Annotated in this window: 12 protein-coding genes; 7 read left to right on the top strand and 5 right to left on the bottom strand. The window is 39.6% G+C overall.

Annotated features, from left to right (window positions below; genetic code table 11):
• Positions 1-160: 160 nt before the first annotated feature.
• The 3 genes from HPE56_RS00760 to HPE56_RS00750 all read left to right on the top strand — a co-directional run bounded on the left by HPE56_RS00760 (position 161) and on the right by HPE56_RS00750 (position 2,695).
• A complete protein-coding gene (locus HPE56_RS00760) occupies positions 161-1,252 on the top strand; it encodes a vWA domain-containing protein (RefSeq protein WP_394355028.1) in 1,092 nt (363 codons plus the stop codon).
• 184 nt (positions 1,253-1,436) lie between these two features.
• Positions 1,437-1,604, top strand: a complete 168-nt coding sequence (locus HPE56_RS00755; RefSeq protein WP_188241862.1) for a hypothetical protein — start codon at positions 1,437-1,439, stop codon at positions 1,602-1,604.
• Positions 1,605-2,395: 791 nt separating this feature from the next.
• Entirely contained in the window at positions 2,396-2,695 is a 300-nt protein-coding gene (locus HPE56_RS00750) for a GIY-YIG nuclease family protein (RefSeq protein ID WP_188242487.1), read from the top strand.
• A gap of 272 nt (positions 2,696-2,967) precedes the next feature.
• Here the strand turns inward: HPE56_RS00750 and HPE56_RS00745 are convergent, their stop codons facing one another.
• Genes HPE56_RS00745 through HPE56_RS00730 form a run of 4 tightly spaced genes read right to left on the bottom strand, consistent with a single transcriptional unit; the run spans position 2,968 to position 7,069 of the window.
• On the bottom strand, positions 2,968-4,440 hold the full coding sequence (locus HPE56_RS00745) for a M14 family metallopeptidase (protein WP_188241861.1): 1,473 nt from the start codon (positions 4,438-4,440) through the stop codon (positions 2,968-2,970).
• Position 4,441: 1 nt separating this feature from the next.
• Positions 4,442-5,104, bottom strand: a complete 663-nt coding sequence (locus HPE56_RS00740) for a peptidoglycan recognition protein family protein (protein WP_188241860.1) — start codon at positions 5,102-5,104, stop codon at positions 4,442-4,444.
• A gap of 11 nt (positions 5,105-5,115) precedes the next feature.
• Positions 5,116-5,547, bottom strand: coding sequence for a 3D domain-containing protein (locus tag HPE56_RS00735; RefSeq protein ID WP_188241859.1), 432 nt, complete (start codon positions 5,545-5,547; stop codon positions 5,116-5,118).
• Positions 5,534-7,069 carry an FG-GAP repeat domain-containing protein gene (locus tag HPE56_RS00730; RefSeq protein WP_188241858.1) on the bottom strand — a complete coding sequence of 512 codons (1,536 nt, stop codon included), beginning with the start codon at positions 7,067-7,069 and terminating at the stop codon, positions 5,534-5,536. The genes HPE56_RS00735 and HPE56_RS00730 overlap by 14 nt, the downstream gene beginning before the upstream one ends.
• A gap of 227 nt (positions 7,070-7,296) precedes the next feature.
• On the opposite strand from HPE56_RS00730, the gene HPE56_RS00725 reads away from it, so the two are divergent.
• On the top strand, positions 7,297-8,625 hold the full coding sequence (locus HPE56_RS00725; protein ID WP_188241857.1) for a serine hydrolase domain-containing protein: 1,329 nt from the start codon (positions 7,297-7,299) through the stop codon (positions 8,623-8,625).
• Positions 8,626-9,096: 471 nt separating this feature from the next.
• Here HPE56_RS00725 and HPE56_RS00720 read toward each other — a convergent pair whose 3' ends face one another.
• Positions 9,097-9,939 (bottom strand): 1,4-dihydroxy-2-naphthoyl-CoA synthase, encoded by an 843-nt coding sequence (locus HPE56_RS00720; protein ID WP_188241856.1) that lies wholly within the window; start codon positions 9,937-9,939, stop codon positions 9,097-9,099.
• A 301-nt stretch (positions 9,940-10,240) separates the two neighbouring features.
• Between HPE56_RS00720 and HPE56_RS00715 the strand changes: the two genes are divergently transcribed.
• From HPE56_RS00715 to HPE56_RS00705, 3 genes are all read left to right on the top strand, one after another.
• A complete protein-coding gene (locus HPE56_RS00715) occupies positions 10,241-12,178 on the top strand; it encodes a S9 family peptidase (protein WP_188241855.1) in 1,938 nt (645 codons plus the stop codon).
• A 144-nt stretch (positions 12,179-12,322) separates the two neighbouring features.
• Entirely contained in the window at positions 12,323-14,827 is a 2,505-nt protein-coding gene (locus HPE56_RS00710) for an ATP-binding protein (protein WP_188241854.1), read from the top strand.
• Positions 14,820-16,124: an ATP-binding protein gene (locus tag HPE56_RS00705; protein WP_223170129.1), complete on the top strand. Its 1,305-nt coding sequence runs from the start codon at positions 14,820-14,822 to the stop codon at positions 16,122-16,124. Before HPE56_RS00710 ends, HPE56_RS00705 begins: the two co-directional genes overlap by 8 nt.
• Positions 16,125-16,202: the final 78 nt, after the last annotated feature.

Below are 16,202 nucleotides of genomic sequence, written 5' to 3'. Positions count from 1 at the left end.
TTGCTGAATTAATTTTGTATCAGGCTTTTATAACTTCTAAAATAGACCATATAAAAACCACCGGATTTTTCTTTAACAAGATTTAACAATATTTTTTAAAACAAGGTATACTTTTAAATTCGATTATACGTTCTGTGTGTTGAACCTCAAAATAATGAAAATGAAATATTATTTAAGATATTTTAGTGTTTTTACCTTTCTTTTTTTAGTCTTTTCCTGTGGTAATTCGGATGATGATGTGAACCTGGATCTTAATTTCGGGGATGGACTTGGGAAAGGGGAACCTGTTGATGAATGTCTCAATTTAGGCGAAAGTGATTTGGTGTTGTCCATTCAGGAACAGTACACCACCTTGCCAGGTAAGGTTTCTATCTTGTTCAAGGTATCCGATACCAATGGCAATCCTGTGTCCCAATTAACGGCAAACCAATTTACGATTTACGAACAAGGTCGAAACGATGAATGTTTCAATACCATTTCAGCATCAGAATCCTTTGCCCGTATCTCACCCAATTCACAGATATTCAATTCGAATACGCTTTTGGTTTTGGATTTAAGTAATAGTGTGTTGAGTAGTAGTCTTGACGAATTGAAAACAGCATCGGTCACTTTTGTGAACAATGTAATGCCGGCAACTACCCAGGAATCGTATAAAATGGCGATTTATTGGTTTGACGGGGAAGATGAATTACATCTTTTGAACGATTTGACCAGTTCTAAGGAAGAGTTGGTTGCAGCTATTGATTCAATTACCGATGATATCAGTAATGACCCATCCACAGATCTTTATGGTGCCGTTATCAAGTCCACTAAGATTGCAGAAGATCTTTTAAAGGACAACATTAAGGATGACGTTATCGGTGCGGCCTCTGTTGTTGTATTTACCGATGGTACCGATCAAGCATCGCGATATAAAGAAGAAGAAGCATTGAAGAAGGTTGCCGAGGCAAACGGGAATATATCGTTTTTTACGATTGGCCTAGGGGCGGAAATCGATACGCAGGTGTTGTCCGATATCGGAAAGACCTATAGCGTGTTCGCAGGGAATGCGGAGGAATTGGAAAATACGTTTAATGATATTTCCCTAAAAATATCGGAACGGGCCAATAGCTTTTATCTTTTTGAGTACTGTAGCCCTAAAAGGGATGGGAGTGGCGATAACAATTTAGCCATTCGGGTTGTGGATGGCAGTCGACAAGGTGCAGTGCAGACCAAGTTTAGTGCCAAGGGCTTTACCGGTGGATGCGAATAAACCCAAATAATTTATTCTGATTGAAAAAGTGCTCTTATAGGGGCACTTTTTTTTATGTTTTTTTTTGCTAAACGGAGTAGGGTTTTTTAGGACCTAATTGTTTACTAAATAACAACCCCATTTTAATTGAATACCTACATCCTGAAGACTATGATGATGCTGTTAAATTTAAAGATTGAAAATCATGGGTGTAATCAAAGAAATTATTCAAAACAGTCCAGCCGGACATTTATCCAGAACGTATAAAAGTCTCGTGCTTTTATTGTTTGCTTCCATAGTTTCCATATTGCTCACGATGTTGGTGATACTTATTGTTTACGGACCGTACATGACCATCCGATTCGGATATTGATTGAAGGTACCAGGATGCGATTCCTCCTCCCATGGCTCGTTCGGAATGACTTTTAGCTTCATTTGGGCAACCCGTCATTTCGAAGGAGTAAAACGATTGGGAAATCACATAAAGTCGAGTTAGAACTTAGGATTTTTAAGTATAGGATGCGATTCCTCGTCGCTATCGCTCTGTCGGAATGACTTATAGGTTCATTTGGCCAATCGGTCATTTCGAAGGAGTGAAACGATTGGGAAATCACATAAAGCCGAGTTGGTTGATATGTAATTCTGGCATCATTCCTAATCAGGATGGGATTTCTCTCTTTGGTCGAAATGACTTAGCGTTATCTCGAAAAAGTAAAACAATAGGGAAATCACATAAAGCCGAGTCTGAACCCAAGATTTTTAAGTACAGGATGCGATTCCTCCTCGCATGGCTCGTTCGGAATGACTTTTAGCTTCATTAGGCCAACCCGTCATTTCGAAGGAGTGAAAGGACTGAGAAATCACACTAGTAGCTTAACGTTGTTTTTTAGGATGTGATTTCTCCTTATGGTCGAAAGGACCAAACGTTATTTGGAATAAATGTAATGACCTGTATATTCAATTCATGTTTCCACTTCAGATTTTATCCAATCAGGATGCGATTCCTCGTCGCTATCGCTCTGTCGGAATGACTTCACTGGTCATTTCGAAGGAGTGAAACGACTGAGAAATCACATAAAGCCGAGTTGGTTGATATGTAATTCTGGCATCATTCCTAATCAGGATGGGATTTCTCTCTTTGGTCGAAATGACTTAAATTTAATAATGTTTTACAATCATTTTGTATACATTATGGCAAATAAATATAGAACGACATTATATATCGGTGTCACTAATAATATTCAAAAACGGATAGCTCAACATTATTTTGATAGTCAAAATTCTAAGAAATCTTTCGCAGGTAAGTATAACTGTATTTATTTAGTTTATTATGAAGGTTTTGAATTTCCAAAGGAAGCTATTGCTAGAGAAAAAGAACTAAAAAAATGGAGAAGGGAAAAGAAGAATAAACTTATCTCTGAGTTCAATCCTAAATGGGAATCACTAAATAATCAAATTATTTAGTCACTTCGAGGGAGAGAAACAACCGATAAATCACAAAGAAGCAGTGTCTGAACCCAGGATTTTTAAGTACATGATGCGTTCCTCCTCCCATGGCTCGTTCGGAAAGACCTATAGCTTCATTTGGGCAACCCGTCATTTCGAAGGATTGAAACGATTGGGAAATCACATAAAGTCGAGTTAGAACTTAGGATTTTTAAGTATAGGATGCGATTCCTCGTCGCTATCGCTCTGTCGGAATGACTTCACTGGTCATTTCGAAGGAATGTATTGACTTATCTATAGATCATCGCATTCTTGAATGCACCTTTTCCTGTGGTCAAGTCCAATAAGAATCCGTTTACTACCGCATATTCCGGTTTTCCATTCTTTTCCAATAAAAAGGTGGGATTAATCCCTACTTGTAACTGAAGGACTTCCGGTAATTTATAGGCACTTCCAATTATATTCAATGGAATGGGTGATTCCAATGCGTTTAAAGGAATCTTCGCTATCCGTACATAGGTAAATCCTTGCTTTAACAATTCCATGGCATTGATCTGTTCCAATTCTGCCATGGTATGTAGGGTTTTAGGATATACGTTCCCTTGTTTTATGGTATAACCTGTGGCATCGATAGTTTCATACCCATAATAGGTCGACAAATCCCCTTGGTCCAAAATACGGCTACTGTACCAAAAGTCATTTTTTCCTTCCTTATCAACTTCCAATCTATTTATACCCAAATCAAGGACATAATTTTTATCCAAAAGGCGATAGGTGGCGTTGTTGATTTTCAAATCAAACAATTTCCTGTCATTTTCGGGGATCTTTTCATAATCGGTAATGGGAATATCCTTGTAATTTCCTTCCGCAATCGTATAGATGGCCGAAAGTATGGACACATAATTGAGTTTCCGTATTTCCTGCTTTTCCACATCATTGGCATATCCACCAGATTCTATTAAAATGGTGCTTGTTCCCCACTTTTGTATGTTATCCCCAAAGGCCCGTGGTTCAAAATCATCATTGTAACGCCCTACTTGCCCTGGAGCATATTTCTGGATGATATTGTTCATAAAAACAATGATCTTCATGGCATTTCCACGGGTTTCATTAATATCCTTTTCATAATTATAGGCAGGAGCCAAATAGGAAACCGTGGCTGGTTTATCGGTTCGCTCGGCATTGTAATAGGTACTTTGGTCGTGAAGATTAAAACCGAAATCGGCCTTTAAGCTATCCCTCATCCGCTTTAAGGTTTTGCTTTCCGGGGATTGTAACCGTAGTGCATCCCGATTTATGTCAACCCCCAATACGTTTCTTCGCTGAAAACGTTCTGCCCCATCAGGATTCAACATCGGTAAAAAGTGTAGGGTTAGGTTCTTAAGGATCTCCTCTTTTTCAGACTTAAAATCCCCACTGGATAGAAAATTAAGGATATCGAAAATAGCCTGGGTAGCTGTTGGTTCGTCCCCATGCATTTGGGACCACAAAAAAACATGGGTCTTACCCGAACCGATACTGATCAAACTCAAATCACGTCCTTCAATCGATTCCCCTACTTTTTTAATTGTAAATATGGGGTTTGTGGCATGTTTGGCAATCAGTGGTTGTAAATCATGGTGTTTTATGCGACGAATATTCAATTTTTGTTCCTTGTAGGTATCATACGTACTATAGAGTTCTGAAGTGATATCCGAATTTTGGGAATATGTGGTATGGAACAGGGTAAGGCTTAAGAAGAGCACTATTAACTTTGAATTCATATTATTTGGTATTGTTTGGTAGTGGTTTGAATCTGTAATTTTTTGTCGCCTTTCTGACCTTGGACATAAATTCGTCCCCAGGATCCGATTTTGTCGTTCGGTAACCTTCATCTTTTTCCAACCATAATTCATGCCCTTCAAAAAGGGTATATTCATGGTGTCCAATGACATATTCGATAGCGTACTTTTCAGCCAAATACTTCACCAGCCAAATATTCGATTTTAATTGTGCCTTGGTCAGTGGAGTGTCTTCTGTACCCCCAACATTCTCCACCCCAATGGCACAGTGGTTCAACCCTATCACATGCCTCCCCATAGTGGTTTCCGGTATCAATCGATAAATAGTACCATCACGATCCACTAAAAAATGGGCAGATACATTCAAACCACTAACACTCTCAATATCGGGTCTCCAATTCGGTAATTTTGAATCATGGAAAGCCTCATAGGACTTTTCAAAAGTCGGGATGGCGGTCCAATGTAACACTACCATTTTAGGTACAATGGTAGGTTCTTTTTGATCTAAACCATATCTGTCCTTTAAATATTTTAATGTAAGTTCATTGCGTTCCTCATTGAAAACAACGGGTTTGTCCACAATATTCCTGGTGCTTGAGCATGCCGTAACAGCGAGTAGGACCAAAAGCGGGAAAATCTTATTCATCGTGTGTAATTTTAATCGTTTAAAGGTAAAGAATCCAGTTTTTCTTTTAAAACGGCATATTCAATAATGATCTTTCTTTTCCCCCAATTGAGGGCCGTATCGATTTGCTTTCCCATATAAATGTCGATCTTGTTTCTCCACCGAGGATGCATCTTGTCATTAATGTAAAACGTATCGGGAAAAGTATCTATACGCACCATGGTGCCATATTTTAATCCCTTTGCAATCAAATCACGGGAAACGGCCAATGATTTTACCCCAGGTTTCAACGTATCGCCCCAAGCGGTAATGGTAGGTGCCTCATTGGTTTGGGAAGGCAGGGAATTGTAGGCGGTAGCCGTAACTTCCAATGGGATCCAAACGTAGGGATCCTCTTCTTTATCCTCTTTACATCCCCAGAAAATGGAAATAATAAGAAAACCAATAAGACTATTGTTGCTCATGCCGTGACCTTGTTTTATTCTCCAAAATCAAAATATCAATACCTTTTTCCCTCCAATATTTGGTTTTTTCAATAGGAACTGGAGTGAATGCGTATGAAAATGAGCTTAGGATAATATCCTGATCCCCATCATTGTCAACATCGCCGGCATCCAAAAGTAGCCATCGGGCAAAGTTGGCTTCTTCGAGGGTCGCATCCTCAAAAGTAAAGTCCATCGCATTCTTATTTTCCAAATAAACAAATGACGATTCTTTTGGATTGTGATAGTTGGGAAAAGTGGATAGGAGCCCAAAGTCGATATCCCCATCCTGATCAAAATCCCTCGAAACTACCCTAGTGGCACCATTCATAGGATAGAAATACTTTTCTTCAAAATGATTACTCCCATCATTGATATGTATCCGCAGGCCATGATAAGGTTTGGGTATAAAGGTGAAATCGGCATTATCGCCGTTGACCGTTACTATGTCGTCATCCCCATCATTATCATAATCGATCAATTCAAACCAACTACTCCCATAAACGGGGCTAAAACGAATCACTTTATCCATGGTGAATTTCAAATCATCTTCTTGGTAGAATATGGTGATATTCTCATCCCCTTGGGAAAATAGGGCTACAATATCTTTTTTTCCATCACCATTCATATCCTTGACTACAGAACGAATCACTCCCGGAAGTCCGGAAAGAATTTGCTTTTCAAAACCTGTGGAATCGTTGGGTTTCAATAGGGAGAGCTTTCCGGTAAGGTACCCGAATTCGCTGATGATAAGTTCATCCTTCCCATCACCATTCAGATCATCGACGACTGTATGCACGGGTCTGTGCAAAACCTGGGGTAAATGGGTAGTGGTTCCTTCTTTTTCGACAAAGACCCTACCAGAAGGAATCTCGGAGGGATTTAATTTACCCACTGCCGTAATATAGGTGGTATATTGTGATTTATTAAAGGCTGTTATTGGTCGGGAATAGGCATTCAAATAACGCAGTCTACCTGTCATGTAATCATAGTTCAAAAGCCTTCCTGCCATATCCCCAAGTTCGATTATACCCGATGTATTATCGAAATTCAAATACGTGAACATCAATCCCGATAAGGTATCAAAGGTTATGGGATTTGGTCGAAAAATTGCTGTTTCATGATGTGTTATCTCCCTATTGGGCATGGAAACGGAATCTGGAGCCTGTTGAATGATATAATCCTGCAATAGCTGCCAATCCTCGTTTTTAATTGTTTGGGGCAAGGTAAAGATACCCGATTTCATCATGGCTTCCTGTTCCTTGTATGCACGGCCTTTATACGGATTATAATTGGGGTTTCGAACGCCCATTCTCGCCCCCATATCAGGTAACACCCTGTTTTTCCATAGTTCTTTGGAAAGCGATTGAATATCTGGGGGTATGTGACATGCAGCACAACGGGCTTGGTATAGGGCCAAAGCTTTTTTCTCTTTGTTCTTTGAGCAAGATGAACTTAATATACTTAAAATGGCAACGAAATAGATATATCTAAAAATGCGCATTGGGGTATGTTGATTACAGGTTCTTCAACCGGTTTTGCCTAACTTCTTGATGCCATATACCGTAAATGTACATGAAACCGTACCTTTCGATAATTTGAGGTTTTAACTAAAAATCGGATGTTCTATATATTTTAAGCAATTTATAAAATATGTTTTAGCAAATGTGGGATTGGATTCATAAAAGGGAAAAAGAAATATTAAATTTGTGTGTAAACCGTATTGAAGTTATGAAGTTAGTAAAAAGAGTTGTTGTTCCTGTGCTTATTCTCCTTGCAGGAATCATTTGGTTCAATTATCCAAAACTGAATATCATATCCGGGTTTGCCGCAAAAAGCATGGCTTCCAACCATTTTATCGCCCATCGCAGTATGGAATCCATTAATGCCAACGACCATAATGTCCCCATGATCAAATTGGCCCAATCCGAGTTGATCCCGAATGGTGCCACCGCTACCGTATACGGACTTATGAAACGTAAGGCTATATGTAGTGAAGGTATTGGTTGTGTTCTGGTGAATGGTGATTTCGATAGCGATGCATACCAATTTACGCCCCAAAGGGTCCATACGACATCGAATCTTCCTTTTCCTTATGGTGATGTAGCCCCTAAGGATACTGTTTTTGGTAATGTGGATTACCAGCAACTTAAAAAAGCAATTGACGGTGCCTTTGCCAATACGGAAGTACAAAAAACAAGAACTGTTCTGATAGCTTATAAAAACAGGATTATAGGGGAAAAATATATTGATGGATTTACCAAGGATACACCAATTTTAGGATGGTCAATGACCAAAAGTATTTTGGCGACCCTGTATGGGATATTGGAGTATGAAGGTAAGATTGATTTGAAAGAACCGGCTCCTATTGAAGACTGGCAACAAGATGAACGAAAAAACATTACCCTGGACCATTTGCTAAGAATGCAAAGTGGATTGGCTTGGGAAGAGGATTATACAGCAATTTCCGATGTTACCCGAATGTTGTTTTTGGATGGGGATATGACCCTTGCCCAAAAAGATAAAAAAGCGATAGCCGCTCCTACGGAACTATGGAATTATTCCTCAGGCACCACGAACCTACTCTCGGGAATATTACGAGACCGATTTGAAACCCATCAAGAGTATTTGGATTACCCCTATAAGGCATTGATCGATAAAATAGGTATGAACTCCATGATTATTGAAACCGACATGAAAGGGAATTACATTGGTTCTTCCTACGGATGGGCCAATACCCGGGATTGGGCCAAATTCGGCCTCCTTTACTTAAACAAAGGGAATTGGAACGGGGAACGATTATTTGATGCGAATTGGGTGGACTATATAACAACCCCTACTCCACTTTCAGAAGGTACTTATGGGGCTCATTTTTGGCTCAATGCCCAGGGGAAATATCCCGATGTACCCAAAGATTTATATTCGGCCAATGGGTATCAAGGCCAATATGTATTTGTAATACCCTCTAAGGATTTGGTAGTGGTACGTACAGGATTGGCAGAAGACCCTGAATTTGATGTGAATGCTTTCTTAAGTGACGTGATAAAAGCAATCCAATAGTTTTCAAAGAAATTGGAGCTGATTTAGTGTTTTACTTTTATTAAATATCAATTTTTGGGGTTTTCACCACAAAACTTCCTAAGCTTACAACAAGATTTTTTATTCTAGGAAGGTTGATGTTACATTTACCGTGTAATAATCAAGTAAATAATTTTTTTCATTTTCATATAGTGTTCTCGTAAAAGAGTCTTGTCCATTAGGGTGAGGCTCTTTTTAGTTTATGACAATTTTGTGGTTACCTGTAGGACTATACCAAAGAAACGTAGTGATTGGGAAATCAAAAAATGCCAAACTTAAGACCATGGTTTTTAAATACAGGATGTAATTCCTCCTCGCATGGCTCGTTCGGAATGACTTATGACTTCATTTAGGCACCCGTCATTTCGAAGAAGTGAAACGATTGGGAAATTGCACTAGTAGCTTAGCGTTGCTTTTTTAGGATGTAATTCCTCCTCGCCTTTCTTGTTCTAATCAAGGAATCCAATTGTTTTTTCCAAAATTCGGCTTCCGTTTTTCCAAAAAGGCATTGCGACCTTCCTTCGCTTCTTCGGTCATATAGGCTAATCGGGTGGCTTCTCCAGCAAACACTTGCTGTCCTACCATTCCATCATCGGTCAGGTTCATGGCGAACTTGAGCATTTTTATGGAGGTAGGTGATTTTTCCAAAATTTCCTGAGCCCATTCATAAGCGGTGTCCTCCAATTCCGCATGCGGAATCACGGCATTTACCATACCCATTTCATACGCCTCCTGAGCAGTGTAATTACGTCCTAAAAAGAAGATTTCCCGGGCTTTTTTCTGTCCCACCATTTTGGCCAAATAGGCAGAGCCATATCCGCCATCGAAACTGGTCACATCGGCATCGGTTTGTTTAAAAAGGGCGTGTTCCTTACTGGCTAAGGTCAGGTCACAGACCACATGGAGACTATGCCCGCCACCTACGGCCCAACCTGGCACGACGGCTATGACTACTTTGGGCATAAAACGGATCAGGCGTTGAACCTCGAGAATATTAAGCCGGTGCATACCATCCTCACCAACGTAGCCTTTATGTCCCCTAGCCTTCTGGTCACCCCCACTACAAAAAGAATAGACTCCGTCTTTGGTTGAAGGTCCTTCGGCAGAAAGTAGCACTACGCCTATAGAAGTATCTTCCTGGGCGTCATAAAAAGCCTTGTAGAGTTCACTGGTGGTCTTTGGCCGAAAGGCATTGCGCACATTGGGCCGGTTAAAGGCAATACGGGCAACCCCATTACTCTTTTTATAGGTGATGTCCTCAAATTCCATGGCGGTTTCCCAATTGGCTTTTTGCATTGTTTCGATTTTTGATTTACAACAAAGTTAACGAGTGCAAAGTAACACAATTTGGGAAAATTATGGGCTACAGGTTGTCATCGTCTTTTCCGAAGTGATACAGGCTAACTGTTTTTCTGATAAGGATACAAAAATTCGGGAATCGATGTATGATTGTTAAAAGTGTGGCAAATTTATTTATATTTGGATACTCCCCCATTTTTTATTAGCCATTGTAGTACTATTTAGTTGAGGAAAGAAAACGACTTTATTCACGTGCTTCATATCTAGTTATTTCTAATTTATAATAAAAAATGCCCATATGAAGACTAAAATGTTAGGATTAGTACTCGTTATACTATTGATTTCGTGCAAGGAAGAAACGGAAGTGGCCCAAAGGGAAATCAAGCAATACACGATTGAACAATTTATGGATAATGAGTCTGTCGGTGGTGGAAGTTTCTCTTTTGACAACAGTAATTTATTGGTTTCCAGTAATCGATCTGGGATTTATAATATCTATACGATTCCTGTCAAAGGGGGTGAATTGACCCCGATTACCGCATCCGATAGTACATCCGTTTTTGCGGAATCCTACTTTCCGGAGGATAATAGGATGCTTTTCAGTGCGGATGGTAATGGGGATGAAATTGACCATCTATTTGTAAGGGAATTGGATGGTTCGATCAAGGACATAACCCCGACAAAAGGCGCCAAGGCTGGTTTTTATGGATGGTCAAAGGATAAGAGCCATTTGTATTACGGGTCCAATAAAAGGGACCCTCGGTTTTTTGATGTGTATAAATTATCGATTGATGGCTATACCTCTGAAATGATCTACCAAAATAATGACGGCTTGGATTATAGCGAAATGTCGGATGACGAGAATTTTATCGCCTTATCAAAGGTGATGAATACCAATGACAGCGATTTATTTATCTATAATGTAAAAACCAAGGAGACAACGAAAATCAATGATAATCTAAGTGCAAATTCGGCCCAGGATTTTTCAGTGGACAATACAACTTTTTATTACACTACTGATGATGGTGGCGAATTTTCATATTTGATGTCCTATGATCTGGAGTCAAAGGAAAAGAAAAAGGTTGTTGAAAAGTCTTGGGACATTATGGGAAGTGGTTTTACCTCCCAAGGGAATTACATGGTCGTTTATACCAATGAAGACGGGAAAAATGCCATTGACATCTTGGATGCCAAAACAATGCAGCCTATTGAGTTACCTGATTTTGACGATAAAAGTATTACAAGTGTAAGTTTTAGTGATAATGAAGAATGGATGCGTATGTATGTTGGGGGCTCTAATACACCATCGGATTTATATACTTATAATCTTAAGACCAAGGAACAATACAAATTGACCCATGTTTTGAATGATGCTATTGATGCTGAAGATTTGGTCAATGCCAAAGTGATTCGATTTAATTCGTTCGATGGCACGGAGATTCCTGCCATTTATTATTTACCATATCAGGCTTCCGAAACGAATAAAGTACCGGCCTTGGTTTGGGTACATGGTGGTCCTGGGGGGCAAACACGTCAAAATTTCAGCTCTTTGATCCAGTATATGGTCAACCACGGTTATGCCGTTTTGGCCGTGAATAATCGTGGCAGCAGTGGCTATGGAAAGACCTTTTTCAAAATGGACGATAAGAATCATGGTGAAAAAGATCTCCAAGATTGTGTAGAGGGTAAAAACTGGTTAGCCGAACAGCCTGAAATCGATGGCGAAAAAATAGGGATTATTGGCGGGTCGTATGGTGGATACATGACGATGGCGGCATTAACATACACTCCAGAAGAGTTTGATGTAGGTGTTAATTTATTCGGTGTCACCAATTGGCTGCGTACCTTAAAAAGTATCCCTCCGTATTGGGAATCGTTTCGAGAGGCCCTGTACCTGGAATTGGGTGATCCCTATTCGGCCGATTCCGTTCGTTTAAAACGTATTTCACCTTTATTCCACACCGACAAGGTTACCAAGCCCTTAATAGTACTACAAGGCTCAGAAGACCCAAGAGTGTTGCAAGTAGAGTCCGATGAGATCGTGGCAGGCGTACGGAAAAACAATGTTCCTGTGGAATATGTATTGTTTGAGGATGAAGGTCATGGTTTTGTTAAAAAGGAAAATCAAATCGAGGCGTATAGCCGAATATTGAAGTTTTTGGACCAATACCTTAAAAAAGAAAACCTACCTGTTGAGGGGGAAGTTCCCAAAATTGAAATTGAAGAGGCAGAGTGATACTTCTCCCTTTATCAATACCAGCAATTATGACGATTGTAATTTTATAGACCCTCCAACCCTATATATCCTTGTGTCCTATGCGTGAGACTTTTATGAAAATCATACAACGTTCATCATTTTAGCGCTAATGAACAACCATATATGAAACCGACCAAACAAAACCAACAACAGGTAATCGAAGTCTATGACAAATGGCTGTACAGTTATTTAAATGGGGATGTTGAAACTTATGACTCCTATTTTGACAATGCCTTTCATTTTATAGGTTCTACCAATAATGAAGAGTTTTTGAATAGAAAGGGCACCACTGATTTTTTTAGGAATACCGCAGAACAATTTTCAGGAAAGTCCCAGTTACGCAATGAAACTAAAATTGTTGAACAGTTTGGGGAATTGGTAATAATCACCCACATCTTCGATGCATGGTTCTCGAATGGGGAAATTTGGAATTTTTATGACCGATTTCGATTCAGCAATGTTTTGGAGAAGAATAATGAGGGTTGGCATTTTGTGTATCAACATTATTCTACACCGGATAGCAAGGCCCAAGATGGGGAAACGCTAGGCTTGGATAAGATAAGCAAGGAAAACCTAGAGTTAAGGGAAGCCATACAACGACGGACTATTGAACTCGAAGAAAAAAACAGGGAACTTGAAATTGAGGGTGCCTTAGAGCATATTCGTGCAAAGGCCTTGGCTATGATCGTCTCTGAAGACCTTTTGGATGTAGTGGTGACCTTACGGACTGAATTTCTCAAATTGGGTTACGAGGCACAGTATTTCTGGCATATGATGTGGTTGCCAGATAAATATGAGAAAGCCATGACCTCCGGTGATGGTACCCGTATTGGTATGGTGATGGAACTGCCTAGACATATGCACGGGGATATTCCACTATTGGCCCAATGGGAAAAAAGTACCGACCCCATAGTTATTTATGCCATGGACGCTGAAGCTGCCATTGATTATGTGGATAAAATGATCACATTGGGCAATTTTCAACAGATTGATCCCCAAGCCCCTACCCATGATGATATTCGGCATATTGGGGGACTTACCTTTGTCATGGCGAAGACCTCACATGGTGAAATTGGGTACAGCCTTCCTGGTGTAGTTGAAAATCCGCCAAAAGAAGACCTAGAAATCTTAGTAAAATTTGCAGATGCTTTTGATTTAGCACATCGCCGATTTCTAGATATTCAAAAAGCAGAAGCACAAGTTAGGGAAGCACAGATTGAAACTGCCTTGGAAAAAGTACGTTCGCGTTCACTGGCAATGCAAAAACCGGATGAATTGCAGGAAGTAGTTGCTGTAGTTGCAGAAAAGTTGCAGGAATTGGGTGTTATATTCGATGCAGGAGGGGTGATTCTTTGCACCTATTTCCCAGATAATAAAGATGTATTACATTGGATTGCCGCAGATGACTTTTCTTATTCTGGAAGTTATTTAGTGCCCTATTTTGAAAATCCAATATTTGATGATGCTTGGGAATCCAAGATTAGAGGTGATGCCTATTTTTCTAAAGAATTTTCTGTTGAAACGAAGAATGGATTTTTTGCGTATTGCTTTGAACACAGCGATTATAGAGACTTTCCTGATGAATTTAAACAGTATGCCCTTCAAGCTGAAAAGCACCATCTTTCAGCGGCTTGGTCTAAACATTCGGCCATCATAATTCCATCACTTACAGGGCTTGTGCCTTCAGAAAGCAATGCAGAAATATTAAAACGCTTTGCAAGGGTTTTTGAGCAAGCGTACATCCGATTTATGGATTTACAGGTAAAGGAAGAACAGGCCACTGCCCTACTTGCAGAAAAAAAGAGATTAGAAGACACGCTGTCTAACCTTCAAACCACACAAAAACAATTGATCCAAGCCGAAAAGATGGCAAGTTTGGGAGAACTCACGGCTGGTATCGCCCATGAAATCCAAAACCCTTTAAACTTCGTCAATAATTTTAGTGAAGTCAGTAATGAACTCATTGATGAAATGAACGAGGAAATTGAAAAGGGTGATTTGGAAGAGGTGAAATTCATCGCCAAGGATATCAAACAGAACCTAGAGAAAATAAACCACCATGGGAAACGGGCAGATGCCATTGTAAAGGGAATGCTACAGCACAGCAGAAAAAGTACTGCTGAAAAAGAACCAACGGACATCAATAAACTGGCCGATGAATATTTACGCTTGGCTTATCACGGATTAAGGGCAAAGGACAAAAGTTTCAATGCCGAACTGGTAACCGATTTTGATGAGCATATTGAAAAAGTAAATATGATACCACAAGACATGGGGCGGGTAATTCTAAATTTAATTACTAATGCGTTTTATGCCGTGAATGAAAAGAAACAACAAAAACCTAAAGTCTATAAGCCAGCCGTTACAGTTAGTACAAAAAGAGTTGGTGATAAAATAGAAATAAAAGTCACTGATAACGGCAATGGAATACCTAAACACGTTATCGACAAAGTTTTTCAACCTTTTTTCACTACGAAACCAACAGGACAGGGAACGGGATTAGGATTGAGTATGAGTTATGATATTATAAAGAAGGGGCATGGTGGTGAATTGAAAGTGGATACCCAAGAAGGAGAAGGCACTGAGTTTCGAATAATTTTACCTGTTAATTCCCTTTTAGATGGATAAAAACAAAGAAAAAGCCCTATTAAGCGCGTATCAGCTTTGGGTACAAAGTTTTATGGAAGACTTGCCCGTTGATCAATTGGATGATTTAATCGCTACCGATATCATGGGTTTTGGTACTACGGCCGAAGAAAAGGTTTTTGGTATCGACAGCTTAAAGGAACTATGTAGGCTCGGACAAGAGCAAAGAAAGTTTTTGGAAGATTATAGGTACCGGCTGAATATAATAAAGCAGCAGTATTCCAATGATGGGAATTCTGCTGTAATGGTTGCGGAAATAAATTTAAGTTTTAAAGCCAAGAACATTAAGACCGAACTTCCATTAAGGATATCCACTGTAATGTTTTATGAATCCGAAAAATGGAGGATCATTCATTGGCATGGTTCTCTTCCCGTGGAAACCGAAGAGGGCGATACTTGGCATGCAGATGAAATGTATCGCAAGAATAGGGAACTTCAAAATTTGGTTGACGAGCGCACTGCAGAATTAAAGCAGAGCATTATAAACCTAAAATCCACCCAAGCCCAACTCATCCACTCCGAAAAAATGGCGAGCCTAGGCGAGCTTACGGCAGGTATTGCCCATGAAATTCAAAATCCATTGAACTTCGTCAATAATTTTAGTGAAGTCAGTAATGAACTCATTGATGAAATGAACGAGGAACTTGATAAAGGGGATCTTGAAGAGGCCAAGGCTATTTCATTGGATATCAAACAAAATCTTGAAAAAATATACCACCATGGTAAACGTGCAGACAATATTGTAAAAGGTATGTTACAACACTCAAGGAGCAGTAGCGGCACCAAAGAGCCTACGGACATCAATGCTTTGGCTGACGAATACCTGAGGTTAGCTTATCATGGTCTACGAGCAAAGGATAAGTCTTTTAACTCAACTATGGAGACTGATTTTGATGATACTATCGGTAAAATAAACATTGTCCCACAAGATATGGGACGGGTAATTCTCAATTTAATTACCAATGCCTTTTATGCTGTGAATGAAAAAAAAGAGGACGACGAAAATTTTAAACCTATAGTTTCCGTCAGTACTAAAAAGAACGATGACCATATAACGATACGGGTCTCCGATAATGGGAATGGCATCCCAAAAGAGGTCTTGGATAAAATTTTCCAACCTTTTTTTACCACTAAACCCACAGGTGAAGGCACTGGGCTGGGCTTAAGCATGAGTTATGATATCGTGACGAAAGGCCATGGGGGAAAATTAATGGTAGAAACAACAGAAAACAAGGGAACCACATTTATTATAGAATTACCAAATACAACCGATAACTAGACCAGTATGAAGAACAAACCATTGATGAGACAAATACTAATAACCAGCTTTTTTTGCTGCCTATTTTTGGTTTCTTGC

Source organism: Maribacter aquimaris, from assembly GCF_014596745.1.
GTDB classification, from domain to species: Bacteria; Bacteroidota; Bacteroidia; order Flavobacteriales; family Flavobacteriaceae; genus Maribacter_A; species Maribacter_A aquimaris.
The sequence above is the reverse complement of the archived record's forward strand: the minus strand, read 5'-3'. Positions and strand labels throughout refer to the sequence as shown.

Bases quoted from the DNA above. Each gene is read 5' to 3' on its own strand.
- HPE56_RS00760 (WP_394355028.1), top strand. From the start codon at position 161: ATGAAATATTATTTAAGATATTTTAGTGTTTTTACCTTTCTTTTTTTA.
- HPE56_RS00755 (WP_188241862.1), top strand. From the start codon at position 1,437: ATGGGTGTAATCAAAGAAATTATTCAAAACAGTCCAGCCGGACATTTA.
- HPE56_RS00750 (WP_188242487.1), top strand. From the start codon at position 2,396: ATGTTTTACAATCATTTTGTATACATTATGGCAAATAAATATAGAACG.
- HPE56_RS00745 (WP_188241861.1), bottom strand. From the start codon at position 4,440: ATGAATTCAAAGTTAATAGTGCTCTTCTTAAGCCTTACCCTGTTCCAT.
- HPE56_RS00740 (WP_188241860.1), bottom strand. From the start codon at position 5,104: ATGAATAAGATTTTCCCGCTTTTGGTCCTACTCGCTGTTACGGCATGC.
- HPE56_RS00735 (WP_188241859.1), bottom strand. From the start codon at position 5,547: ATGAGCAACAATAGTCTTATTGGTTTTCTTATTATTTCCATTTTCTGG.
- HPE56_RS00730 (WP_188241858.1), bottom strand. From the start codon at position 7,069: ATGCGCATTTTTAGATATATCTATTTCGTTGCCATTTTAAGTATATTA.
- HPE56_RS00725 (WP_188241857.1), top strand. From the start codon at position 7,297: ATGAAGTTAGTAAAAAGAGTTGTTGTTCCTGTGCTTATTCTCCTTGCA.
- HPE56_RS00720 (WP_188241856.1), bottom strand. From the start codon at position 9,939: ATGCAAAAAGCCAATTGGGAAACCGCCATGGAATTTGAGGACATCACC.
- HPE56_RS00715 (WP_188241855.1), top strand. From the start codon at position 10,241: ATGAAGACTAAAATGTTAGGATTAGTACTCGTTATACTATTGATTTCG.
- HPE56_RS00710 (WP_188241854.1), top strand. From the start codon at position 12,323: ATGAAACCGACCAAACAAAACCAACAACAGGTAATCGAAGTCTATGAC.
- HPE56_RS00705 (WP_223170129.1), top strand. From the start codon at position 14,820: ATGGATAAAAACAAAGAAAAAGCCCTATTAAGCGCGTATCAGCTTTGG.